The organism is Candidatus Nitrosotalea sp. TS (assembly GCF_011319465.1).
Classification (GTDB): Archaea; Thermoproteota; Nitrososphaeria; order Nitrososphaerales; family Nitrosopumilaceae; genus Nitrosotalea.
On the sequence record NZ_RCMB01000002.1, the window covers coordinates 38,607 to 62,098 of the forward strand.

Annotated in this window: 25 protein-coding genes and 6 pseudogenes; 13 read left to right on the forward strand and 18 right to left on the reverse strand. The window is 39.0% G+C overall.

What is annotated here, in order from left to right:
- Window positions 1-16: 16 nt before the first annotated feature.
- From DYY67_RS00640 to DYY67_RS00650, 3 genes are all read right to left on the reverse strand, one after another.
- The gene (locus DYY67_RS00640) at window positions 17-856 is read right to left on the reverse strand and encodes an arginase family protein (protein ID WP_166389883.1); all 840 of its coding nucleotides are present in this window, start codon (window positions 854-856) and stop codon (window positions 17-19) included.
- Window positions 857-920: 64 nt separating this feature from the next.
- Window positions 921-1,940, reverse strand: coding sequence for a biotin--[acetyl-CoA-carboxylase] ligase (locus tag DYY67_RS00645; protein WP_168711807.1), 1,020 nt, complete (start codon window positions 1,938-1,940; stop codon window positions 921-923).
- A gap of 20 nt (window positions 1,941-1,960) precedes the next feature.
- Complete coding sequence (locus DYY67_RS00650) at window positions 1,961-2,623, reverse strand: peroxiredoxin family protein (RefSeq protein ID WP_166389885.1); 663 nt, start codon at window positions 2,621-2,623, stop codon at window positions 1,961-1,963.
- A 93-nt stretch (window positions 2,624-2,716) separates the two neighbouring features.
- On the opposite strand from DYY67_RS00650, the gene DYY67_RS00655 reads away from it, so the two are divergent.
- A complete protein-coding gene (locus DYY67_RS00655) occupies window positions 2,717-3,094 on the forward strand; it encodes a hypothetical protein (RefSeq protein ID WP_166389887.1) in 378 nt (125 codons plus the stop codon).
- 51 nt (window positions 3,095-3,145) lie between these two features.
- Here the strand turns inward: DYY67_RS00655 and DYY67_RS10250 are convergent, their stop codons facing one another.
- Window positions 3,146-3,508: a hypothetical protein gene (locus tag DYY67_RS10250; RefSeq protein ID WP_255492570.1), complete on the reverse strand. Its 363-nt coding sequence runs from the start codon at window positions 3,506-3,508 to the stop codon at window positions 3,146-3,148.
- Between the two features lie 62 nt (window positions 3,509-3,570).
- Window positions 3,571-3,726: a hypothetical protein gene (locus DYY67_RS10255; protein ID WP_255492571.1), complete on the reverse strand. Its 156-nt coding sequence runs from the start codon at window positions 3,724-3,726 to the stop codon at window positions 3,571-3,573.
- A gap of 75 nt (window positions 3,727-3,801) precedes the next feature.
- On the opposite strand from DYY67_RS10255, the pseudogene DYY67_RS00665 reads away from it, so the two are divergent.
- From DYY67_RS00665 to ychF, 3 genes and pseudogenes are all read left to right on the forward strand, one after another.
- A pseudogene (locus DYY67_RS00665) lies at window positions 3,802-4,213 on the forward strand (CoA-binding protein).
- A 2-nt stretch (window positions 4,214-4,215) separates the two neighbouring features.
- Window positions 4,216-4,581: a hypothetical protein gene (locus DYY67_RS00670; RefSeq protein ID WP_166389889.1), complete on the forward strand. Its 366-nt coding sequence runs from the start codon at window positions 4,216-4,218 to the stop codon at window positions 4,579-4,581.
- Between the two features lie 41 nt (window positions 4,582-4,622).
- Complete coding sequence (ychF, locus tag DYY67_RS00675) at window positions 4,623-5,840, forward strand: YchF-related putative GTPase (RefSeq protein ID WP_166389891.1); 1,218 nt, start codon at window positions 4,623-4,625, stop codon at window positions 5,838-5,840.
- Here the strand turns inward: ychF and cysS are convergent.
- The 4 genes and pseudogenes from cysS to DYY67_RS00695 all read right to left on the reverse strand — a co-directional run bounded on the left by cysS (window position 5,837) and on the right by DYY67_RS00695 (window position 8,930).
- Window positions 5,837-7,248: pseudogene (gene cysS / locus DYY67_RS11760) on the reverse strand (cysteine--tRNA ligase). The gene ychF and the pseudogene cysS sit on opposite strands and share 4 nt — an antisense overlap.
- 14 nt (window positions 7,249-7,262) lie before the next feature.
- Window positions 7,263-8,051: an NAD+ synthase gene (locus DYY67_RS00685; protein ID WP_166389893.1), complete on the reverse strand. Its 789-nt coding sequence runs from the start codon at window positions 8,049-8,051 to the stop codon at window positions 7,263-7,265.
- A gap of 55 nt (window positions 8,052-8,106) precedes the next feature.
- Entirely contained in the window at window positions 8,107-8,325 is a 219-nt protein-coding gene (locus DYY67_RS00690) for a YwbE family protein (protein ID WP_166389895.1), read from the reverse strand.
- Window positions 8,326-8,627: 302 nt separating this feature from the next.
- Window positions 8,628-8,930 (reverse strand): Rieske (2Fe-2S) protein, encoded by a 303-nt coding sequence (locus tag DYY67_RS00695; protein ID WP_166389897.1) that lies wholly within the window; start codon window positions 8,928-8,930, stop codon window positions 8,628-8,630.
- 80 nt (window positions 8,931-9,010) lie between these two features.
- Here DYY67_RS00695 and DYY67_RS00700 point away from each other — a divergent pair, with 80 nt between their 5' ends.
- The 3 genes and pseudogenes from DYY67_RS00700 (at window position 9,011) to DYY67_RS00710 (ending at window position 13,088) form a co-directional block, all read left to right on the forward strand.
- Window positions 9,011-10,252: an adenosylhomocysteinase gene (locus DYY67_RS00700; RefSeq protein WP_166389899.1), complete on the forward strand. Its 1,242-nt coding sequence runs from the start codon at window positions 9,011-9,013 to the stop codon at window positions 10,250-10,252.
- 27 nt (window positions 10,253-10,279) lie between these two features.
- A pseudogene (gene metG / locus DYY67_RS00705) lies at window positions 10,280-11,930 on the forward strand (methionine--tRNA ligase).
- A complete protein-coding gene (locus tag DYY67_RS00710; protein ID WP_255492572.1) occupies window positions 11,931-13,088 on the forward strand; it encodes an MFS transporter in 1,158 nt (385 codons plus the stop codon).
- 62 nt (window positions 13,089-13,150) lie between these two features.
- On the opposite strand, the gene DYY67_RS00715 is transcribed toward DYY67_RS00710, so the two are convergent.
- The 6 genes from DYY67_RS00715 to DYY67_RS00735 all read right to left on the reverse strand — a co-directional run bounded on the left by DYY67_RS00715 (window position 13,151) and on the right by DYY67_RS00735 (window position 15,725).
- Window positions 13,151-14,047: an NAD(P)-dependent oxidoreductase gene (locus DYY67_RS00715; protein ID WP_168711808.1), complete on the reverse strand. Its 897-nt coding sequence runs from the start codon at window positions 14,045-14,047 to the stop codon at window positions 13,151-13,153.
- 26 nt (window positions 14,048-14,073) lie between these two features.
- The gene (locus DYY67_RS00720) at window positions 14,074-14,247 is read right to left on the reverse strand and encodes a TPR end-of-group domain-containing protein (protein ID WP_166389901.1); all 174 of its coding nucleotides are present in this window, start codon (window positions 14,245-14,247) and stop codon (window positions 14,074-14,076) included.
- Window positions 14,198-14,497 (reverse strand): tetratricopeptide repeat protein, encoded by a 300-nt coding sequence (locus DYY67_RS11765; RefSeq protein WP_166390143.1) that lies wholly within the window; start codon window positions 14,495-14,497, stop codon window positions 14,198-14,200. Before DYY67_RS11765 ends, DYY67_RS00720 begins: the two co-directional genes overlap by 50 nt.
- The gene (locus tag DYY67_RS10260; protein ID WP_255492573.1) at window positions 14,467-14,598 is read right to left on the reverse strand and encodes a hypothetical protein; all 132 of its coding nucleotides are present in this window, start codon (window positions 14,596-14,598) and stop codon (window positions 14,467-14,469) included. The genes DYY67_RS11765 and DYY67_RS10260 overlap by 31 nt, the downstream gene beginning before the upstream one ends.
- A 295-nt stretch (window positions 14,599-14,893) precedes the next feature.
- Window positions 14,894-15,064, reverse strand: a complete 171-nt coding sequence (locus DYY67_RS00730; protein ID WP_166389903.1) for a hypothetical protein — start codon at window positions 15,062-15,064, stop codon at window positions 14,894-14,896.
- A gap of 250 nt (window positions 15,065-15,314) precedes the next feature.
- Window positions 15,315-15,725, reverse strand: coding sequence for a response regulator (locus DYY67_RS00735; RefSeq protein WP_320415882.1), 411 nt, complete (start codon window positions 15,723-15,725; stop codon window positions 15,315-15,317).
- Between the two features lie 316 nt (window positions 15,726-16,041).
- Here DYY67_RS00735 and ilvC point away from each other — a divergent pair.
- A pseudogene (ilvC, locus tag DYY67_RS00740) lies at window positions 16,042-17,042 on the forward strand (ketol-acid reductoisomerase).
- A 5-nt stretch (window positions 17,043-17,047) separates the two neighbouring features.
- On the opposite strand, the gene DYY67_RS00745 reads toward ilvC, so the two are convergent.
- Window positions 17,048-17,470, reverse strand: coding sequence for a cobalamin B12-binding domain-containing protein (locus tag DYY67_RS00745; RefSeq protein ID WP_166389905.1), 423 nt, complete (start codon window positions 17,468-17,470; stop codon window positions 17,048-17,050).
- Between the two features lie 119 nt (window positions 17,471-17,589).
- Between DYY67_RS00745 and meaB the strand changes: the two genes are divergently transcribed.
- The 3 genes and pseudogenes from meaB (at window position 17,590) to mce (ending at window position 20,514) form a co-directional block, all read left to right on the forward strand.
- Window positions 17,590-18,504 (forward strand): methylmalonyl Co-A mutase-associated GTPase MeaB, encoded by a 915-nt coding sequence (gene meaB, locus DYY67_RS00750; protein ID WP_166389907.1) that lies wholly within the window; start codon window positions 17,590-17,592, stop codon window positions 18,502-18,504.
- A 46-nt stretch (window positions 18,505-18,550) separates the two neighbouring features.
- Entirely contained in the window at window positions 18,551-20,113 is a 1,563-nt protein-coding gene (locus DYY67_RS00755; protein WP_166390147.1) for a methylmalonyl-CoA mutase family protein, read from the forward strand.
- Between the two features lies 1 nt (window position 20,114).
- Window positions 20,115-20,514: pseudogene (mce, locus tag DYY67_RS00760) on the forward strand (methylmalonyl-CoA epimerase).
- A 58-nt stretch (window positions 20,515-20,572) separates the two neighbouring features.
- Here mce and DYY67_RS00765 read toward each other — a convergent pair.
- Together DYY67_RS00765 and DYY67_RS00770 are read right to left on the reverse strand one after the other, a co-directional pair.
- Window positions 20,573-21,359, reverse strand: a pseudogene (locus DYY67_RS00765) (COG4705 family protein).
- A 211-nt stretch (window positions 21,360-21,570) separates the two neighbouring features.
- Window positions 21,571-21,729 (reverse strand): hypothetical protein, encoded by a 159-nt coding sequence (locus DYY67_RS00770; protein ID WP_166389909.1) that lies wholly within the window; start codon window positions 21,727-21,729, stop codon window positions 21,571-21,573.
- 303 nt (window positions 21,730-22,032) lie between these two features.
- On the opposite strand from DYY67_RS00770, the gene DYY67_RS00775 reads away from it, so the two are divergent.
- Both DYY67_RS00775 and DYY67_RS00780 read left to right on the forward strand, forming a co-directional pair.
- Window positions 22,033-22,581, forward strand: coding sequence for a winged helix-turn-helix transcriptional regulator (locus DYY67_RS00775; protein ID WP_166389911.1), 549 nt, complete (start codon window positions 22,033-22,035; stop codon window positions 22,579-22,581).
- The gene (locus DYY67_RS00780) at window positions 22,581-23,075 is read left to right on the forward strand and encodes a hypothetical protein (protein ID WP_166389913.1); all 495 of its coding nucleotides are present in this window, start codon (window positions 22,581-22,583) and stop codon (window positions 23,073-23,075) included. Before DYY67_RS00775 ends, DYY67_RS00780 begins: the two co-directional genes overlap by 1 nt.
- The last annotated feature ends 417 nt before the right edge of the window (window positions 23,076-23,492 follow it).

Consider the following 23,492-nt stretch of genomic DNA (forward strand, 5'->3'; position numbering starts at 1 on the left):
GTTAAAAGTATTAAGTCTAATTGATGGCAGATATTACTTCGGCAATCATTCTTGATGCCAAGTGCGATGTTCTGTCTTTGATGTCATATCCTGGACAGACTTCCATGATATCAAGTCCGACAATTCCTCTCTTTACTATGGATTTGAGCAGATACACAACCTCTAGATTTCCAAGTCCTAATGGAACGGGAACTGAGACTCCTGGTGCATAAGCAGGATCAATTGCGTCCATATCTACTGAAATGTACGTATTCTTTCCAATCTTACCAAGTATGGTTTTTTCAATTTCTGTAATGCCGTTTTTGAGAACATCCCAGGGGGTTATCACAGATAGATCATGCTTTTTGATGTTGTCTATCTCTTCTTGTTCTGGCGTTCTTATTCCTATCTGGATGCTTGATTTTGTATCTATGTCAGGCAAGACGTCATGCAAGACTGAGCCGTAGTATCCGCTGGAAGAGCTAATGAAATCGGGATGGGCGTCAAAATAGACAAGAGATATTGAGCCATATCTTTTGGATAATGACTTGATAATATCTGTAGAAATGGAATGATCTCCGCCTATGGTTATGGGGATTTTTGATTTTGAAGATATCTTGCCTATCGCATCGCTCACTTCAGTTCTTAGTATGTTTCCATAATCATACACTTTCGTGTTTATGCCGCCAAGCGGAAAGCCTGTAGAAATATCACTGCCTCTCTTGTAGGTATCTCTTATGTTGGAAATTTCTCTTATCTTGTGAGGAGCTTCCGAAGTTCCTTTGCGCAGTGAATGTGATTTTGATTCGTCAGGCACTCCTAAAATTACAACATTTGATTCGTCATAGTTTTCAGTATTTGCCCAGCATATTCTCATTCTTATACTCACATTTTGTAATTATAAAAAACTGACTAGGCATACAAATGATGGTACCACATAGTTAGACTTGATACGATATGTCTCCAACCAGTAATCTCTGCGTCTTCCCTTTGCTTGAAATTAATAATGCTCCGTCATCATCTATTCCTATAACCATTCCTTTTATCTCTCCGCTAGGAGATGATGATATCTTGACTTTTCTCCCTATGGTTGAGGATCTTTTTTCCCACTCGTTTTTGATTCCGTCGAGATTGCCTGCAACTAGTTTGCTGTAGAGTTGTTCTAGTTCATGCAGAAATGATTGAAGCAGCAAGATGGGATCTGCCTTTTCTTTTTTCTTGACAAGCGTTGTTATGCCATAAAAATTTCCAGAGTTCTTGACAATTTTAGATATCGTACTGGGCTGAATCTTGAAATTTATTCCGACGCCAATGACCAAATAGTCTATTTGATTTGATTCAATGGACGCATCAACTAGTATTCCGGCGACTTTTTTATTGTTAAGAGTAAGATCATTTGGCCACTTTAACTTGGGCCTCAATTTCAACACTTTTTCTATGGCGATTGCAAGAGCAAGTGAGGTCAGCATGGGAAATAACGAAGCCTGAGAGATCTCAAAATTTGGCTTGAGAAGAACTGATAACCATATCCCGCCTCTTGGAGAAAACCATTTTCTATTTCGTCTTCCTCTACCATGAGTTTGTTGTTCAGATATTACGATGGAGCCATTCTCATGTGGCTTTGAAGCTAGTTTTAATGCAAAATTCTGTGTTGAATCGATTGTGTTAAAATAATATATTTTTCTTCCAATAGTTTCCGTTTGCAGTCCGTCTGAAATCTCCCATGGTAACATTAGATTTGTTTTGGCAACCAGTCTGTATCCTGATTTCTGCCTTGATGTTATTTTATAGCCAAGAAACTGGAGTTTTTTTATATTCTTCCAGACAGCAGCCCTACTAAGTCCTAGTGACCTGCTAAGTTCTTCTCCTGACAGAAACTCTGATTGATGAGATTTTAGCAGTCTGACTATCTTGTCCAGAGTGTCATCAAATGACGTGTACACATATTGTTTATTTGACAAATTAGCATTACTTGGAGTTTTTATTCGCTGAGCAACTTTTTGATGTTTTCTTCAAGAAAGTCGTTTTGGCCAAATGCAACATCTCTTAGTATTCCCTTCTTGTCTATTAGGATGGAAGAAGGTGTACCTCGCAGGGCATACTGTTCAAATGTCTGTGCAGAATATTCTTTGTTTTTTAGATATTGCTTGACACGTTCGATGATGTCTGCCTTTTGATGTTCGTTGTAAGAGTCAAATCCTGGCACATTTGCTTCTATGATTTCATTTATTTTCTCTTGGCTAGCCGGACCTTCTTCTTTCTTTAAAAGATCCATGCCGACAGGAAATGGAATCTTGTATGGCAGTTTTTTTCCATCTACTAGCTGACCGTACTGTCCTAGTGCCTTGAGCGTTTCACCTACTGTCTCGCCTGTTGTCAAAAGAAGCTCAAGATTCTCAACAGTATTTTTATCAAAATCCTCAAACGCAGTTGAAATCCCAAGAACCGTAACTCCTTCTTTACGATACTTGTTGTAAATATCAATCACCTGTGGTATTGCATGTAGAAAACATCCTGGACAATTTACTTGGAACACTTCAACCAAAACAACATTGTCTTTTTCCTTGTCTATGTTGGTGGGCAAACCTTGTACCCATTTTGAAACACCAAGATTTGGTGCATTTGAACCTATTTTTGCAATCATGAATAACATCTAGATCTAATTTGGTATCTATTTCTTTGTAAGGTAGGCTGAATGTGCGAAATTCTTTTATATGCGCGGTCTATAGCTAAAACCATGTCGTCCAAGTTACCGGTAGTACTGTTGTTAACAGCAGTTCTGATGGCATCTGTTGCAGTATCAACAATTCCTGCATCAAATGCATTGATCCAGAGAGACTACTCCTACCTAAATGATCAACAGATAACAGTGAGATACGGAAACACCAAAGTTTGCGGAGATCACATGTGTGCACCTGGGGAATGGGATAAATTGCAAACATCAATTTCAACTGCTCAGCAAGGCAAACAAACTGGAAATGCAACAACCACCAAAACCGCAGCACCTATGACATCCAGCGCATCAAGTCTTTGCACTGCAGTAAAGGCAGCACTTGCTAATGCAAATACAGATTCTACTATGGCATCTGCAATACTTTCAAAGCTAGGCTGTTAAAGTCCAGTATTTCAAATCTCTTTTTTTAAAACCTACTCCTGTAATTGAAATTCAAAAGTTTACGTCAAAACCGCCCATGTCGCCCTGTCCTCCATCATGGCCAAAATCAGTGCTACCGTAGTCGCCATGACCAATGTCATGTCCGCTATCATCATGCCCGTTATCGTCGTGACCTGTATCTGTCGTACCTGTATCATACATGTACTGATCTGGCATAAAACTTGTCATGGCAAGTCCCATGAACGACATCATTGAGGAAAACATCATCATGTCCATGATTCCCATAAACATCATGGAGGGCAGGACTGAACGATTATTATCTATATGTTGTTGCAACTTTTCTTTATCTCCATTCTTCCAAAGAGTTACCATGTGATCCCAGTTTTGCTGCATTTCAAATCTCCTTTCTTTCAATTCTTTTGTTCCCTTGTCTGTAAGTGTAATCTCTTTTTTTGGACCAAAGAATCCTTTCTTTTCTATGCTTGCATGATTAACCCATTGCTTTCAAGACGCTCAAGAAGAACATTCAACTCACTGCCTCCAATTCGTGCCTTTTTTCCTATCTTGTCTGGTTTTTTAGCGCCTTGACTTATGGCACTTAGAACTATGACATCAGTTGGTTCTTCTTCCATGAAATAAAGAACTGTATCTGTGTCTATAAATTGTTTCACGACAATCTATTAAGAGGAAGAATAATATCAAAAATCATGGAAAAAGATATGCATTCTGATGAACAAATAAAGAAAATCTATGAATTAAAAAATATAGCAGTTGTGGGAATGTCAAAGAACCCAGAAAAAGCAGCGCATTATGTACCGAAAATATCTTGCAGAACAAGGATACAACATAATACCTGTTAATCCTACAACTAGCGAAATTCTGGAGAAGAAATGCTATCCAAATCTACTTGACATTCCGGTTCAGATAGATATCGTTGATGTTTTTCGACCGTCTGATCAAGTAAGACCTGTAATCGAAGAAGCCATCAAGATGAAACCCAGGGTGATTTGGCTGCAAGAAGGAATTCATGATCCGGAAGCAGAATCCATGGCAAAAAAAGCAGGAATAGATGTTGTTTTTAACCGATGCATGCTTGCAGAACACCAGAGATTATTCTAGACATGGTAGAAGATTTTGCAAAATTTTATGGCGCTCTTTCCGATCTGATAAAATCATTTGAACAAAAAAATGTGCTAATCAAGATGTCGTCAGATCTGGATTCGAACATTGTCCGGATATATGGCGAGAGATCAGATGCACTAGCGCGAGCAAAAACAGGACTTGAGGAAGTTGCAGAGCTTGCATATGATACGGCCGAACATCATCCGTACTGGAATTTGTTGTATAATGGCTCACAAATCATAAAAGTAGTTCTGGACAAATGGAACGATGCGTTAACGGAAGAAGAGCTTGGAGAAATAAAATGGTATGCAGACAAGATAAAAGATTCGCTTGGGAATGTCTCAAGTGATCATCATCATGAATAATCTGCAACAGAGATAAATAGCAAGGATTGCGAGATGAGTTCATGCCAATAAAAATTGGCCTTATCGGTAAAACAAATACTGGAAAAACTACATTTTTTAACGCTGCCACTCTGTCAGGTGGGGAGATCTCAACATATCCATTTACAACAAAGAAACCAGAGCGTGGCACGGGAAATGCAATAACTCCATGTGTTCACACAGAATTTAACGTACAAGACAGTCCTCAAAATTCAAAATGTGTTGACGGATGGCGATTCATACCAATTGAGCTCATTGATCTTCCTGGTCTCATAAAGGGCGCTTGGGCAGGAAAGGGTCTGGGCAACCAGTTTCTCTCTGTAGCAACTCAGTCTGATGCACTCTTGCATATAGTGGATGTATCAGGTGGTGTTGATGCTGCTGGGAGAATAACGGAGATTGGTCAGGGCGATCCAATTGCTGATGTATCCGATATTGAAGAGGAATTGATAATGTGGTATCAAAAACTCTTGGAAGGCAATAGAGACAAGATATCAAAACTTGTCAACTCTGAAACAGAGCCGGTTATCGCAATCACTGATGTCTTTCGGGGAATCGGTGTCAAGGAAAGTCATGTAAAGGAGACCTTGAAGGTGACTGGTCTTGAAGACAAACACTTTGATAACTTTGATATGAATGATAGTAAAAAATTCTCTGCGCACTTACGAAAGATCTCAAAACCTACGCTGATAGTCGCAAATAAGATTGACCTTCCAGGTGCAGACAAAAACTTTGACAGGCTGCGTGAAAAGCATGTAGATACGATAATCATACCTGCCAGTGCAGACAGCGAGCTTTCTCTGAGGCGTGCAGAACAAAAGGGCTGGATAAAATACATTCCTGGCTCAGAACAATTTGAAATACTTCACAAGGAAGCGTTAAATAAAAAACAAGTAGAGGCACTTGAATTCATTACAAAAGGCATACTTGGAGAATACATGAGAACAGGCGTACAGTTTGCAATCAATGTAACAGTCTTCAAGTTGTTGAAGATGAACTCTGTTTATCCTGTAGCAGATCCTGAGAAGCTATCTGACAAAAAAGGGCATATTCTACCAAATCTTATTCTCATGAAAGACGGTTCTACCATAGAAGATTTGGCAAAAGAAATCCACTCCGACCTTACCAAGGGACTGCTCTATGCAAAGGACGTAAGATATGGCGTCAGATTGCCAACCAATTATCAATTACGTGATAGGGATATAGTGTCATTGGTGAGCGCACAGACGAAAAAGTCTTAACTGCTCTCAGCGCCGATTCTTTCCTGTTTCATCCACAGCGTTTTTTTCTTGTGATCAATTAGGGTGATTCCCATGTCTGATATCTCTTTTCTAATGGTATCTGCACCCTGAAAATTTTTTTGACTTCGTAACAGGATTGCGTTGATTTATGAGCCCGTTTATTTTCATTTTCTCCTCTGGTGATACCTGAGATATCTTTAGGCCTAAAATGTCAAGCATTTGATCAAATACGGGTAAAACCATACTGGAAATAGAAGAAACCATGCGTTCTGACGATGCAATCTGATTTACTACCTTTACAAGTTTGAAAAATGCGCTAAGATGCAAGCGACGTGTTAAAGTCTGAGCTCAAAGCTTCTGTGAACTCTTTTTTGGTTTCTTTTATTGTCTCTTCTATGATCTTTACATCGTCTGCAACCGCAGATCCGTCCTCTGACAGGATTAATTCATAATAGCAATTTTCAACTTGGCGCCACTTTGTTATTGCCTCTCTTAGCAAGTCTTCAGAATAATCGAATTGGCTTGGAATAGTGACCTGAAAGGACAAAAAAGTCTGATTATGTTAGAGCCCCACTTTTTTAGAACAAAATCTACCGATTTTGTATTTCCAAGAGATTTTGACATTTTCTCTCCATTTATTGTGACCATTCCCACATGCATCCAAATCTTGGCAAAATTCTTGCCTGAGTATGATTCTGATTGCGCAATCTCGTTTTCATGATGGGGAAATATGAGATCTCTTCCTCCGCCATGAATCTCAAAATCAGGTCCAAGATATTTTAGACTCATGGCAGAACATTCTATGTGCCATCCGGGCCTGCCAAAACCCCATGGACTGTTCCATCTTGGCTCGTCATTTGAAAATTTCCATAATGCAAAATCTAACGGATTATTTTTAGTCTCATCTATCTCTACGCGTGCTCCTGATACTTAACTCGTCAATTTTTTTCTTTGAAAGCTTGCCGTACTCTTGAAATTTTGATACTGAAAAATAGACTCCATTTGTTGACACATATGCAAAGTTTTTCTCAATTAACACTTTGATCAAAGCAATCATATCTTCTATGTGCTCAGTAGCCTTTGGATACCTGTCCGCATGAATGACATTGAGGTTGTCAAACTCCTCGAAATAATTTGTAATGTATTTTGAGCTTATTTTATCTGCAGATACATTTTCGGCTCGTGCGCGATTTATTATCTTGTCATCAACATCTGTGAAATTTTGAATGAACTCAACTTTGATTCCTTGTGACTCTAGAAATCTGCGTAGGGTATCAAAAACTATGATTGTTCTGGCATGTCCTATGTGACTGTCATCATACACTGTAACACCGCAGAGGTAGATTCTCACCTTACTTGACGTGTCTAATTCCTTTTCTGCCACTGATAACGTATCAAAAATTTTCAAACTTTATCATCTTATCAAAGAACGCATGCTTTGGGTGTTATTCTTTTGTGCTCGCTTCTTTTGTGCATCTGGTAAATTTTATCCACATTTGAAATGGGTATTTCTGTGATCTTGGAGGTATCTTCAATTGATAGATTCTTGTCCACTATGCAATACAGAATGGAATCGATTTCTTCGTATGTCAAACCAATCTCTGCTTCTGCGGTATGCCCTTCCCACAATCGGGGGCCGCTTGGCTTTGATACTATGCTCGATGGAACGCCAAGAAATTTTGCAAATTCTCTAATCTGTGTTTTGTATAGAGAAGATATTGGTAGTAGGTCTGCAGCGCCATCACCATATTTTGTAAAATATCCTATCAAAAACTCACTTCTATCGCCTGATCCAAGAACAAGATAATTTCTGGCATTTGCGTAATAATACAAAATGTTTGATCTGATCCTTGCACCAAGGTTGCCAAATGCTAGTGGACTTGGTTCAATGTACTTTGAGTATTCTTTGTGAATGAATCCGATATCAATTAACTTGTATTCTAAATGTGAACTATCGACAATTTTGATTGCATCTTCAGTGTCTGTCACGGGTGTAATTTTAGAGTCTGGCATTATTAGCGCAAGTGATTTTTCTCTGACAAATTTTGCACAAAGCATGGCAATGACTGCAGAATCTATTCCGCCGCTTAGGCCAAATATCACGCCTTGTGATTTCTCTCTCTGACCTCCTCTACAAGAAATGAGCCAATTTTTTCTTGTCATGGTATTGAAATCATTTCTTGTAATCTCATCTAGAATCTTTAGATTCAACGTTTGTTAAAAATATTCTAAAGAATTAAACTTTTTCAAACATTTTTTACACTATCTATTTTTCACTGTGATTTTTTGGATTGACACATTTTTGAACTCGTCCTATCTTGCCATTATCTAATTCAACTTTAATCCCATGAGGGTGTGAGTTACTCGAAGTGAGAATTCTTCTGACCATTCCTTCAGTCAAGACACCTGTCTGTTGGTCTTGTTTTTGTACTATCAGTACACTTGTTCCAATTTTTATTTTGTCTCTTGAAGGTGATTCATTCAATGGTGACCTGATGACAATCGTTTATCTTAAACTAATCTAAAACTATGGTATTTTTTGTGTTATAGTTTTTTTACAAGTATTTACGACACCAATTATTGAATGATTTCATTGCAAGATGCAGGTCCTGCAATACTCGAATTTTTATCCCTGATCAGGGGCCTTGTACCGATTTGGAGTACATGCAATACATTACTGCATACAACAAACAATGCAAATGTGGTAAGAACGACTGGGAGCTTGTTTCTTAGGTGTTTTTTGTTATGTGATGGTATGGTATGGATGCTTTGTAGGGTCTGAATTTGTTACAGATCTAGATAAATGCCGTCCGTTTTCACTTCGACCTTGTATGTCTGAAGTTTTACTCCTTTGATGTAATCTAAGAGTTCGCCTGTTTTGATGTTATAGTGCCATAAATGAAGCGGACATTCTACTATGTCGCCTTCTAGCTTGCCTGGTGCAAGAGATCCGTCCTGATGTACACAAACCGAGTCAAGTGCATGAAAACCGTTTTGATTGAATATCGCAATTTTCTTACCGTCTACCGAAAACTCTCTACCTTTTCCTGGTGCGATTTCGTTCTTTTCTGCTACTTTTTTCCAGACCATATTTTTTTAAACAAAACCCATCCAATATTTAGATTGTTATTTTTGATAACATTTTATATCCCTGAAATTTCAACTGCCGTATGAGTCAGGTAAAGGATCCAAGCCTTGCAGAAAAAGGAAAGATGTCATATGAATGGGCACGGGATCACATGCAAATTCTCACTAATACAATTGGACGATTAAAGAAATCTCAGCCTCTAAAAGGACTACGTATAGGAATATGTCTTCACATCACAAAAGAAACATCTGTCTTGATAATGGGCGCAAAAGAATTGGGCGCAGATGTAAGTGCATGTGCCGCAAATCCTCTTTCAACACAAGATGACATTGCTGCATTCTTGGCTGAAAGTGGAATTCACATTTATGCTTGGACGGGTCAAACCTCTGAAGAATATGATTGGTGCATAGAACAGATGCTAAGTCATAAACCACAGATTCTAACAGATGATGGCTCTGACAGTCACAGCAAGATACATGGAAATAAAAAATTTGCATCACTCAAAGTTATGGGGGGAACAGAAGAGACAACAACCGGTGTTATACGACTAAAGGCTCTTGCAAAAGAAAAGAAACTCAAGTATCCTGTAATTGCTGTCAATGATGCATACACAAAACACATGTTTGACAACAGATACGGAACAGGCCAGAGTACAATTGACGGTTATCTCAGATCAATGAATTTGCTATTTGCGGGAAAACGTGTTGTTGTGGCAGGATATGGATGGGTAGGAAGAGGCGTTGCATCAAGATGTCGCGGAATGGGTGCAAAGGTTTGCGTTACTGAAGTTGATCCTGTAAGAGCTTTGGAGGCTCACATGGATGGTTTTGACGTTGAACCGATGGCAGAAGCTGCAAAAACAGGAGAAATATTCATCACTGCAACAGGTCAAACTGGAATCATTAGAAAAGAGCATATCCTGACTATGAGAAACGGTGCCATCATGGGCAATGTGGGACACTTTGATGTTGAAGTAGATGCCAAGTTTTTGCTGACTGAATCAAAATCTGTACGAGAAGTTCGTCCAAATCTAGATGAGTGTTCATTAAAAAATGGAAAACGCGTTTATCTTATCGGAAAGGGAAGAATTGCCAATCTTGTTGCAGCCGAAGGACATCCGCCAGAAGTCATGGCTCAATCATTTTCAAATCAATTGCTATCCATGATTTACATTGCAAAGAATCACAAAAAGATAGGAAAGAATGTAATCACGGTTCCACAAGAAATTGACATACAGATTGCAATCGATGCACTCAAAGCAATGAATGTGAGCATGGACAAACCAACTGCGGCTCAGATAAAATACGGTCAAAGCTGGGCATAGCTTAAATCACGCACAAACTTTATTCAGATAATGAAAAAGGCAATCATAACAAGTGCATTACCATATGCTAATGGTGAGATACATCTTGGCCATGTTGCCTCAACTTATTTGCCTGCTGACATAACAACAAGATTTCTCAAGCTTACAGGTACTGAAGCATATTACATATGTGCATCAGATGACTATGGAACGCCAATTCTAATTCAAGCTGAAAAAGAAAAAAAGACGCCAGAAGAATATGTCAAAGTCTGGAACAAAAGAGATTATGATGATTTCACAGCATTTGGGATAGGATTTGATCTGTTCTACAGAACAAGTTCTCCAGAAAATATTGCCTTTGTACAGGAGACATTTAAAAAATTAATGGAAAATGGTCACATTTACGAACAAGAAATAATTCAATTCTACTGTAAGGTTGACAAAAAATTCTTGCCAGACAGATACGTGATAGGCAGATGTCCATATTGCAAGGCAGAAGAACAATATTCAGACTTGTGTGAAAAATGCGGCAGAGTGCCACAAGAGATTGAAGAGCCAAAATGTTCGCTTTGCAAGAATCCACCAACAAAAGAAAAGACCAAGCACTACTTTTTCAAACTGACAAACTTTGTAAAAGAACTAAATGAATGGCTTGCAGGGGACTCTCATCTACAAAAGGACGTGAAAAAATACGTACAAAATTGGATAAAAGATGGCCTGGTAGATTGGGATATCACAAGGGACATTACTTGGGGAGTGCCTATTCCACTTGAAGAGGCCAAGGGCCAAGTCTTCTATGGCTGGTTTGATAACCATCTTGCATACATCTCTTCAGCGCTAAAGTTTCTAGATAACAAGGGTATCAGATGGCAAAGAATTCTGGAATTCTGCTGACATTTACCACTTTATTGGTAAAGATATCGTATACCATCATTATCTGTTTTTGCCTGCAATGAGAATTGGAATAAAAAAAGAGTACAAACTTCCTGACTATATCCCAACCAGGGGGCATCTCATGCTACAATCAAAAAAGATCTCAAAGAGCCGTAATTGGTATATTGGCCTAAGGGATTTTCTTCAAATCTATCCGTCTGATTATTTGAGATTCTATTTGACGTTGATTACGCCATATAGTCAAGATGATCTTAATTTTGATTGGGACGAGTTTGCAGCCAGGATCAACTCTGAACTAATAGGAAACCTTGGCAACTTTGTCAATCGAGCACTTGGTTTTACAAAAAAGAGTACGGGTGGTGTAATTCCTTCAACTGGTGATCTTGATTCTGTTGATAATGAAGCACAAGACAAGATCAAAAATTTCGTAAAAGAACTGACGCCGCTAATGGAAGAAAATAATCTTGACAGGGCATTAAAGAAGATCTTGGAGTTTTCTGCATACTTTAACCAATATTTTCAGAAAAAAGAACCGTGGAAGGGTGGTGCAGGTACAAACAACTGCATATTCATTTCGGTGCACGCGGTGCGCTCTATTGCAATAGCACTTTATCCGTTTTTGCCAGAATCATCACAGAGAATATGGTCACAACTTAACTTGGCAGGAAATGTATCTGAACAATCCTGGCACTCCATGTCTGAAATTGCAATAAAATCAGGTCATAATCTGGGCGAGGCTACTCCACTTTTCAAGAAAGTAGAGTCGGCAGATATTGAGACACACAAATCAAAACTTGGACAGTAAATGACACTAGACTGGGTCTCAAGGGATGGAAAACTAATACTTGGTGCACGAGTTGTCAGAACATTCTCATATGGTTTTCTGAGCGTAATTTTAGCAATCTATCTCAACTTGCTTGGATTCAGTTCAATCTTAATCGGGGTTGTTTTAACTGCCACACTAGTAAATAGCGTAATTTTCAACCTGATCTCAAGCGTATATGCCGATAAGATAGGGCGCAGAAAATTTTTGATTCTTTATGCAATACTGATGGTCATCTCATCTGCCATCTTTTTCCTAACTGACAACTATGTGGCACTAATTGCTGCCGCGCTTATTGGAACAATCAACGTAACCGGATCTGAGGTAGGGGCATTCTTATCACTTGAGCAAGCCATTTTGCCCCAAACGATAAATGATGAAAAGAAGAGAACTTCGATTTTTTCTATCTATAACATGGTGGGAACATTTGCCATGTCTGGAGGCGTGCTTCTTTCGGGACTACCACATATTCTTTCGCAACAACTCGGACTTGGGCAAATACCTGCAATCAAACTTCTCTTTCTTGCATATGCAGCATGTGCATTAGGTGCCCTTGTAATCTATCTTGTGTTATCGCCCAAGATTGAGCTCAAATCCAAGAATAAAGATGCCAGTTCATTTCGTAGCATCACACCCCAATCTCAAAGTGTTATCAAGAAAATGTCTTCGCTGTTTGCCGTTGATTCTTTTGCAGGAGGATTTGTGATACAAAGCATAGTTTCATTTTGGTTCTATACAAAGTTTGGCGCTGACTTGTCTACTCTGTCTTACATTTTCACAATAGCTGGCATACTCACAGCCGTATCGTATTTGCTAGCAAGCAAGATAGCATCAAAGATTGGTCTTGTCAATACGATGATCTATACCCACATTCCATCCAACATTCTTTTGATATTGGTGGCATTTGCACCAAGCTTTCCAATTGCTATTGGGTTGTATTTTGCAAGAATGAGCATATCGCAGATGGATGTTCCAACGCGTCAGTCATATCTGATGGCAGTAGTAAATGAAAACGAACGTGTTGCAGCAGCAGGAATCACTAATACATCAAGAAACATTGCCCAGTCAGTTGGTCCGTCGCTTGCCGGAGCTATAATGGGATCGCTCTTATCTGCCCCTTCATTATTGGCGGCGTGTTAAAGTTAGCATATGACATAGGGCTATTTCTAAATTTTAGAAAAATAAAACCTCCAGAAGAGACTCTAGGTGTTTGATTTTTTTATTTTCTCAAGATATGAGAGAATTCCTGTATAGTCAATATTGCCAAATCCATCTTTGACTGCGTTTTGATACAATTCATTTGCAAGCCTGGCAACAGGCAAATCGGCACCAAATTCTTTAGCGGTATAATTTATCTCATCGAGGTCTTTTTGCATCACGTTTAGAAAGAAACTTGGCTCAAAAACCCCTTTTGCCATCTTTGGCCCTTTGAGAGTACTCATTCCTGTCTTAAAATAGGTGGAATTTAGAACCTCTAAGAAAAGAAGCGGGTCCAGACCTGATTTTTTTACCAATATGATGCCTTCAGATATGGCCAATGCCAAAATTGAAATCTGCAAGTTCATGGCAAGCTTCATTGCATCTGCAGACCCATTGTCTCCAAGATAAAACGTTCTCTCCCCTATTGAATCAAAAACAGATTTGCATCTTTCGTAAATTTCTTTTTTACCTCCTATCATGACTACAAGCTGACCTTTTTCTGCAAGCGGTGGCCCGCCCATCACTGGGCTGTCGATCATTGGAATTCCATATTGCAAATATTTCTCAGCTATTTTTCTTGATGAAATGGGACTGATTGTGCTCATGTCTGACACAATCAATTTTTCGTGTTTGCCATGTATGATCCCGTCTTTGCCAAATGATATGGACTTGACAGCTTCTGCATCCTTTACTATGGTGATAACAATATCTGATCTTTCAGCTACTTGCTTTGGAGACTTTGCAACTTGTGCGCCAATGTTTTTGAGCGATTCTGTTTTTTTCTCTGTTCTATTGTATACTGTAACCTTGTGTCCAGTATTAAGAAGACGTGTTGCAACTGCTTTTCCAAGCAGTCCTGTACCAATGATTCCAACATTCATTATATCATTATTTTTCATGACAGTGTTTTTTTCTATTGCATCATTTATGTGACAAGTGCTTTGAATCTATCGTCGTCTCGAAGAATATCAAAATCTTTGTCACCACTGGCTTTTATTGCATATTCTGGATCAAGAACTATTGCGTGTTCAAGAAAGACCAAAGCTTCTTCAGATATTTTTCTGGAGTGATTTGCTGCAGGCTTTGTGGTACAACGCACTGGCATGTTTTGGCTCTTGTACTAGAATTTTATCATAACATGCTATGGCTTCGTCATACTTTTGGAGGTAATGCAGGGCAAGTCCTTTGTTTAAAAGACAAATTACATGATTTGATTTTAGTTTCAAAACCATATCATAGGAAGAAATGGCGTCATTGTACCTGCCTATCTTTCCCAGGACATTTCCCTTGTTAATTAAAGCATTCAGGTGTGTTGGGTTTACGGCCAGAACCTTGTCAAAATAAAATATGGCATCCTTGGGTTGCCTCGCTTTGCATGTCCCAAGCCAATGCTATAAAAATACTCAAGACTTGCCTCTTCATCATCTGAGGTAAAGCGTATTCCCTTCATTCTGGTATGTATGACACGCTATTTGATAAAAGCTACTGAATCTGATCAAATTGATAAGGTACTGCCATGGTATCATAAAGACATGGAAAAGCTCAGGGCATGCCCAATTTGTCCTAATTGTGGTTCTAGAAAATTTGACAAGATAAAGGCCAAAGATACCATTGTTAGATGCGTAAAATGTGGAAAAGAAATGACTATTTGATTATTGTATGTTGCAATACTGTTGACATTTTCAAGTTTCTTATCTGAAAAATTTCTTGTGCTAAATCGTACCTGATTTTCAGACCGGAGAAAATTATTCTAATGAGCCTGACCTGAGAAACTCTAGGCTTTCTTTTTCAAACAGATCTGATTTTTCCTTTACCTGTTTTATGGAAGAATATAGTCTGAACAATAATTCATCGCTAGGCTGGGTAGTTTCCAAAAGTTTACGATCTATGCCGTATTCTTCTATTACTTGCCACATTTCATCTAATGATAATTTCGAACTCAATTTGCTCCCCGTTGGATACAAAATTATTCCAGTATTTAAAAATTATTCAGAATTGGAGTAAACTGCCCGATCTTAAATGATGTGTATAAATAACAAATTGTTGACTCGATTTGGATGTTAGAAGCTTTATTTTTTTGAATGTTAATGTCTTTAGATCTTATTTTGGATGCATTTCTAATCTGTTTTACACATATTGCAAATTTTTTTGCCACGAAAAATAGAATTAATTAAAGAATTTCATCTTGCTAGCACTAGTTTCTGATACCAGATCTTTTACGACATTTACAATGTCATTGATATCAAATGGCTTGTGAATTACCGCCGAAGCACGTAATTGTTCCAATCGTTCAGCCGTTGTTGCAGCAAGATCTGACGTGACCATGACGACTATGGCTGTGGGATTGATCTCCCGAATCTTTTCCAAAGCGTATATGCCGTCTCCATTGGGCATGACAACGTCTAAAAATGTGATATCTGGCTTGAGGGTGCGGTATAATTCGACTGCCTCTTGACCATTTCGTCCTTTACCCACAACTACAAAGTTTTTCAATTGCAATAATTCTACAAAAAGGGTCAGAATGTCAGGATTGTCATCTACTGCTAGTGCCTTTATGCTTTGTTCCTTCTCTCCCACTAGTACCAAAATGATTAATTTACTATTTAAGGTATCTTTTGATAATTGTTTTCCTTTAAAGGGAAATGATATCAGTGAAGAGGTTGGGTATGTGTCAAGATCAAATATTGTTCAAAAGAAACTTTGCCTGATAAAACAAAGAATCTGTTGTCTGGGGAAAAATTTGCAGTAATTGGCCAGATATCTTGCCCGCTTGTGGTCTGTAAATAGTGTAGGCATCCTTCATTTTCTACTCGTGTTTTCTGACTGGAATCTATTGAATTTGCCCTCAAAACGTATTGTACGTTTTTATTTCGAGTATTTTTAAAGGTCCAACATGGCTAAAACTTGGAAAGATTCTGATGTAAGCCTAGATCCAATAAAGAATGAAACAATCGCAGTACTTGGCTATGGAATTCAGGGACACGCGCAAGCAAACAACCTCAAAGGATTCTGGTCTTAATGTTATAGTTGGGGTACAAGAATCAGGGGCCAGCTGGAAGAAGGCAAAAGAAGATGGTCACCAAGTAATGTCTGTTCAACAGGCATGTGAAAAAGCCGATATCATTCATGTACTGATTCCTGATATGGTTCAAGCCCAAGTTCTACAAGGAACAGATAGCACCAAATCTAAAATCCGGCAAAGCACTTTCATTTTCTCACGCCGCCGCAATACACTGGGGCTGGATTGTACCTCCAAAAGATGTTGATGTAATCATGATAGCGCCAAAAGGCCCAGGCTCAAAGGTTCGTGAAACATATCAACAGAACTTTGGGACTCCATCAATTGTGGCAGTTCATCAAGATTATACAAAAAAAGCATGGGATAGAACACTTGGAATCGCAAAGGGAATAGGTAGCACAAGAGCTGGCGTAATCCAAACAACCTTCAAAGAAGAAGTTGAGACTGATTGGTTTGGAGAACAAGTGGATCTATGTGGAGGCTCTGCATCTATGGTAATGAATGCATTTGAAACTCTAGTTGAAGCGGGATATCAGCCAGAAATAGCTTACTTTGAGGTGCTCCATGAACTCAAATTAATTGTAGATATGATTCAACGATACGGAATAGGTGGAATGTATCGCAGAGTGAGCGAGACTGCAAGATATGGCGGCTTGACTAGAGGTCCTATGGTGATGGACAAAGAAGTCAAGGAGAAGATGAAAAAGGCATTGAAGATGATACAAGATGGTACGTTTAATCAAGAATGGACAAGTGATTACAGGAAGAATAACAAAAATGCGTTTGATAGATACATGAAAGAGATTGATGCACATCAGGTAGAACAAGTGGGCAAGAAGATGCGCCAGATGATGTGGCCCGACTCTAAAGAATAGTTTCTCTAGCTTTTCCTAGTTTTTGTCAAGTTGGACTGGATAAAGTCAATTATGGTTGGCAGTGGTGTACCAGGTCCGAAATTTCCTAACACTCCTGCTTTTTCAAGTGCCTGTTTGTCGTCATGTGGAATAACTCCGCCGCCTATTACAAGAACATCGCTAATTCCTTTTTCTCTGAGAGCTTTTACAACTCTTGGAAACAGAGTCAAGTGTGCGCCATTTAGCAGACTCAGTGCTATGACATTGACATCTTCGTCTTCTGCAATCTGTGCAATCCTGTCAGGTGTTGCAAACAGGCCAGAGTAAATGACTTCCATTCCGGCGTCCCTGAATGCCCTGCACAATACAAGGGCGCCTCTATCGTGACCGTCTAACCCTAATTTTGATACCAATATTCTGATTCGCTTTGTCTGGGTTTTCTGCGACATGATATCTTGAAAGTACAAACTGGGTTTTAAAACCTTTATTGGAAAATTCAAAAGATACGAGTTTATTTGATATTGCTGCAACAAGATTTTATTGTGCGCATGGTACGTGATTGTTCTATATGGATTTAGTAAAGGATCTCAAGCAAGGCAATAGAAGGGCCATTGCAAGAGCGATATCGCTGGTTGAAAACGACGAAAAAGAAGCAAAGTCTCTGGTCAAAAAAATCTTCAAGAGTTCTGGAAAATCAATCACTATAGGCATAACCGGTCCTGCAGGGGCTGGCAAGAGCACTCTAATCAACAAAACAAGCATTGAGCTCAACAAACTTGGCTACAAGACAGCTGTTCTTGCAATCGATCCTACAAGTCACATAACTGGGGGCGCAATTCTTGGTGACAGGGTGCGCATGACAGAATCCACCGACTCTGGAACTTATATCCGCAGCATGGCATCAAGGGGTGCCACAGGCGCAGTCTCTCTTGCGTTGCGAAACAGCATCCGGGTGCTGGAGTTTTCCGGATTTAATCCGATAATAATTGAAAGTGTTGGGGCAGGACAGACTGAAGTTGACATATCGCGAGTTGTTGATGTGACTATAGTGGTCTTTAACCCAAACACTGGTGATAACATTCAAACAATAAAAGCAGGTTTAACTGAGATTGGAGATATTTACCTGATTAACAAAAGCGACCTGTCTGGGGCAAATCAGCTATTTGACTCTGTAAGGGATTTCATAGGCATGTCGGAAAAAAACCCAACAGTCATGATGACGTCTGCCAAATCAAACAAGGGGATAACAGAATTTGCAAAAAAACTGAAAGAATTGATGGAATCGCAAAAAAAATCGAAGAAACAAAAGGAAGAGGCAAGGCTTGACGCAGAACTGAAGGATATTATTTTAAATAATGTTAAAAATAAAGTGAGCAACATGCTTGATTCAAGTAGTGTTTATGCTAAATATCTCAAAAAGGTACAAAAAAAGGACATGGATCCGTTCGAAGCTGCAGACAAGATGTCTAAACTGTTAAAATGAGAGAATAAGATATGGCAAAAACTAATCAAACCTTCCAAAGAAAAAGATAAAAACTGATTCTAACATTCCTGTCAAAAACTATTATGATTCAACAGTAAAACCAAAGAGCAAAAATGAAGTGCCGGGAAAATACCCGTTCACAAGGGCAATTCATCCTGGAATGTACCGTGACAGACTTTGGACAATGAGGCAGTATACCGGGTTTGGTACTGCCGCACAAACAAATCAGAGATTCAAGTATCTGCTTGAAAGAGGACAGACTGGCCTGAGTATGGCATTTGACTTGCCCACTCAGATAGGATACGATGCAGATGATTCCCATGCAGAAGGTGAAGTGGGGAAGGTAGGGGTATCAATCACATCGCTCAAAGACATGATGACGTGCTTTGATGGAATTCCACTTGACAAAGTAAGCACTTCTATGACAATTAACGCGACTGCTTCAACACTGCTTTCATTGTATATTGCCACCGGGGAATCACAAGGAGTAAAAAGTGAACAATTACGCGGCACAACACAAAACGACATTCTCAAAGAATACATTGCAAGAAACACCTACATCTATCCTCCAAGGCCGTCGATGAGACTGATAGGTGACATGATTGAATACTGCTCCAAAAAAGTACCCCAATGGTATCCTGTGTCCATATCTGGGTACCACATGAGGGAGGCAGGATGCAATGCGGTGCAAGAAGTTGCGTTTACTCTTGCAAATGCCATTGAATATATTGAAACATGTGTTGATAGAGGTCTCAAAATTGATGACTTTGCCCCGAGGTTATCGTTTTTCTTTTGCTGCACTAGTGAATTTTTGGAAGAAGTTGCCAAGTTTCGAGCTGCAAGAAGAATCTATGCAAGAATAGTCAAAGACAGATTTCACGCAAAGGACAAAAAATCAATGCAGCTAAAATTCCATGTTCAGACAAGTGGAGAGTCGCTTACCGCACAACAACCAGACAACAACATTGTTCGAGTGGCCATACAATCAATGGCTGCAGTATTGGGAGGCTGTCAATCGCTTCACACAAACTCTAAAGATGAAGCATTAGCGCTGCCGACTGAGGCAGCAGTAAAGATTGCATTAAGAACGCAGCAAATAGTGGGACACGAAAGCGGAATTACAAAAACAGTTGATCCTCTTGCAGGCTCATACTATGTGGAATCATTGACTGATAAAATAGAAGAAGAGGCAAACCGATATCTCAAAAGAATTGACAGGATGGGCGGCTCACTGGCTGGCATTGAGAAAGGCTTTTTCCAGTCCGAAATACGACAAAATGCGTATAGGTTAAAGAAAGAAATCGACAGCAATGAGCGTGTGATTGTAGGGGTTAACAAGTTTACTGACTCTGCTGAAGAAAAGCAAGAGATTATGAGAATTGATGACAGTATTCAGGTAAAGCAGATGCAGAACCTAAAGGAGTTGCGTAGCACAAGAGATAACAAAAAGACTGAAGCTGCACTATCGAAAATGATGAGTGCTGCAGAAAAAGAGGAAAACTTGATGCCACTCATCTTGGAATCGGTGCGAAGTTATGCCACATTGGGAGAGATAAGCAATACATTTCGAGAAGTGTTTGGAATGTATCAGCCAAAGGAGTCATTCTAAAATGAAGATAAACCATGTTGCAATAGCTGTTAACAATTTGGATGAGGCAGTAAAGGAATATCAAAATGTACTTGGGGTAAGAGAAGTCGAGTTTGAGACCGTAGAGACTGAAGGAGTACGAGTTGCAATACTACATCTTGAAAATTCACGAATTGAGCTTATGGAGCCAACAAAGGAGACCAGTCCCATCAAGAAATTCCTTGATACAAGAGGAGAAGGCCTGCATCATATTGCTCTTGAAACTGAAGCAATAGAGGGCGAGGTTGACAGGATGAAAGGTGCTGGAGTGAGATTTCTTGGAGAAGTACGACCTGGATCTGGAGGAACAAAGATTACCTTTATCCATCCAAAATCACTTCATCGGCGTACTAACAGAGCTCTGCTCGCATCCAAAAAAGTAAATTGATGTGCAGTGGGGAAGTAAACTAACTGAGAATTTCCTAGTGGATTCTACAGGACTCAAGTCTGTTTTCTAATGACGTCTTTTTTTGTGACCGTCAGATAGATTACTGTAGCTAATATGGTGGCAAGGAAAATCATGCTTGTTATTCACGGTTCCCAATCCCAAATCCGCCATTACCCAAATCTTGCGAGAGATAGTCACCTATTGATGCCCCAAGGGGACGAGTTAGAATGTATGCTATCCAAAATGCCAAAATAGCATTCACCTTGAAAACAAAATGACTTGTTGCAACAGATGCAATTAGGACACCGAAAATGATTGCAGAGAGCAAGTAGCCAAGGTTTATGGTTCTCAGCCAATAGGTCCCCTGCAGCGGTTCCAAGTGCAAATGTAAATAAAATAGCTAACCAATAAAATGACTCCCTTCTGGTAGTGACGATTGTGTGTATTGATAGTGTTTTTTCCTTCTTGTACCAAACAGCAAAGACTATTGAAAGCAAGACAGTGAAGATTATTGTAGAAACTATCAAAGGTACCCCAAGGTTATCAGTCAGATTGTCTGTGATGAGAGTTCCTACTATGCTTATTAGAACAACGGCAAGCCAGTATATTCCTGGTACATATTTTTTGAATCTGAACTGGAAGATCAGCGTCACAGCAAGCATTGCTCCCATGATTAACGTTACTCCATCTAGTCCAAGATTCAACTTTGGTATTTAAAAAATCAGCACCTGTCTCACCAACAGTGGTGCATAGAATCTTGATTATCCAAAAGAACAAGGTGATTTCGGGCACCTTGTTTAGCATTACTTGAGCACCTGACTGAGTATCCTTATCTTTCATTTTTTTCACTTTGTATGAAATTGATATTAGTCATAATAAAAAGTCCAAGCGATTTCTCTTCCAATTTGAGGTTTTTTCATTTTATTGGTATATTACAATACAGGTACACTTGACTAAGTTATCTAGAAATGCTTGTAATGCAACATGGCTTGGTTTTAAGAATTAAAAAAATTTGAAAAGAAAATTAAAAAAATAGATGAGTGGAGTTTCTCTACTTTTTCAATTCGGTCTGGTCGTTTTGCTCTCCATCTCCATCACCTGTTGGTCCTTGACTTGCGCTGTTCTGGTCGTCATTTGTCTCTCCATCATTATGGTTGTCTACGTTATTGCCTGCAGCATCTACTGCGTTTGGAGTATCTTGGTTGGTCAACTGTTGTTGATGTGGTTGATTGAGCAAATACGTTACCGGCCATTCCAAATCCGATGGCTATTACTGCAATTGCCATCAAGGGAATTGCCAAGACTGTTTTTTTGTTTGTCATGTTGTGTTGTTTCACCTCGTAGTTTCGATAATCACATTTTTGCATATTATGATTGAGGAACATCTGGCTAACTTTAATGAAAAACGTTAACCTGAGATTACACGTTAACACATCAATACTTAGCTAACTGCACCTGTAATGTAATTACCCTTTATTATGCTAGGCATTCCAGTGGTAGAAGGAGAAGACTGTTGCGAAATGAAAAAGATGATGATTCTGAAAATAGATTACGCATATACGATTACATTAAAAAAAATCCCGGAGCACATCTTAGAATGATCACAAGACAATTAGAGATGGGTATGGGTGCAACCCAACATCATTTGGATATTCTGGAAAAGTCTGGAAAAATAAAATCAAGGAGAATTAACATCTATAGACATTATTATGCAGTTGAAGTATTAGAGGCAGAACATAATATTCTTGCCTTTTTGAGACAAGAAACAGCCATGGACATTCTCACATATCTTATGGATCATCCAAAGTCTACTCAAAGCGACATAATCAATTTCAAGGGGTTTTCAGCTCCCACAATAAGCTGGCACATGTCAAGGCTTGAGGAGGCTGGCCTAGTCAGTTCACTAAAAGACGGCAGAACGGTAAGATATTCAATAATAGACATGCAAAGTATATCTGCTGCACTCAAGACGTATCACCCAAACGTGTGGGACAAGATGTTGAGCAGATTTGCAGATCTCTTCTTGCAGATGGCTTCCAAGAATGAGGAGAAGGGTACCTGATGTTTGAAAATATTTTATTTGCAATCAGTGGAATGGCTGAAGTGGGAGGAGAGGCACCAGATCTTCCAGAATCTCTTGATTTTGCAACTGGAATATTTGCGGCAGTTTTGTTTGTAATGTCACTGTTTGCATACAGACGCACAAATATGAAGAGACTGCTTTTTGTCAGTGCAGCTTTTGGACTTTATGCGTTTCGAGCAATACTGCCAAGCTTGGAAATTATTCTTCCTACCAGTAGAGGCAACAACCATTACTGTAATACTGTCATCAACAGGATTTGTAATCCTTGCATTATTCTTTGTAGCAATAGTGAAAAAGAATTAAAAATTGGAAAGGCGTTTTGTAGCTACTCCGGTAATCTTCTGCCCATTTTGTGCGAAATTTCTCTGACAAAACTGAGAATCCAAATTCTCTGGGAGAAGAAAAACCCCTCGGTTCACCTTTATACGGTGTTTGAACCTTACAGGACTAGCATTTTCTATATGTGGATTTAGATTGTAAAACACACAAGGTGAAGCTTGGAGAATTAAGGTAGAAGGTGACAACAAATGGATCACACTTGTTCAAAATGCAAGCAAACAACAAACAATAATGCAAAAACGAAAAGCCATTTTTCTTAAAATCATTCTTATTGTTTTTGTTGCCAGTGTGGTCTATCTTGGTTGGGTTTGAAATTTCGGATAAAACATCACATACACATTTAGTTTCTAAATATAGGTTTCTAGTTATACCTGCACTAGTCTCTTTTGCAATGATGATGTGGTCTGCTTTTAAGATAATGACACGCAAAAAGCGGTGAAAATGCTAATCTTGGCGCTTTCTAATCTGAACCATGGTCTCAAATAATGACATTATGAAAAAATAACAGACTCAATTGACGGTTGTTCTAAGGATTTGACCTTAGAACTTCC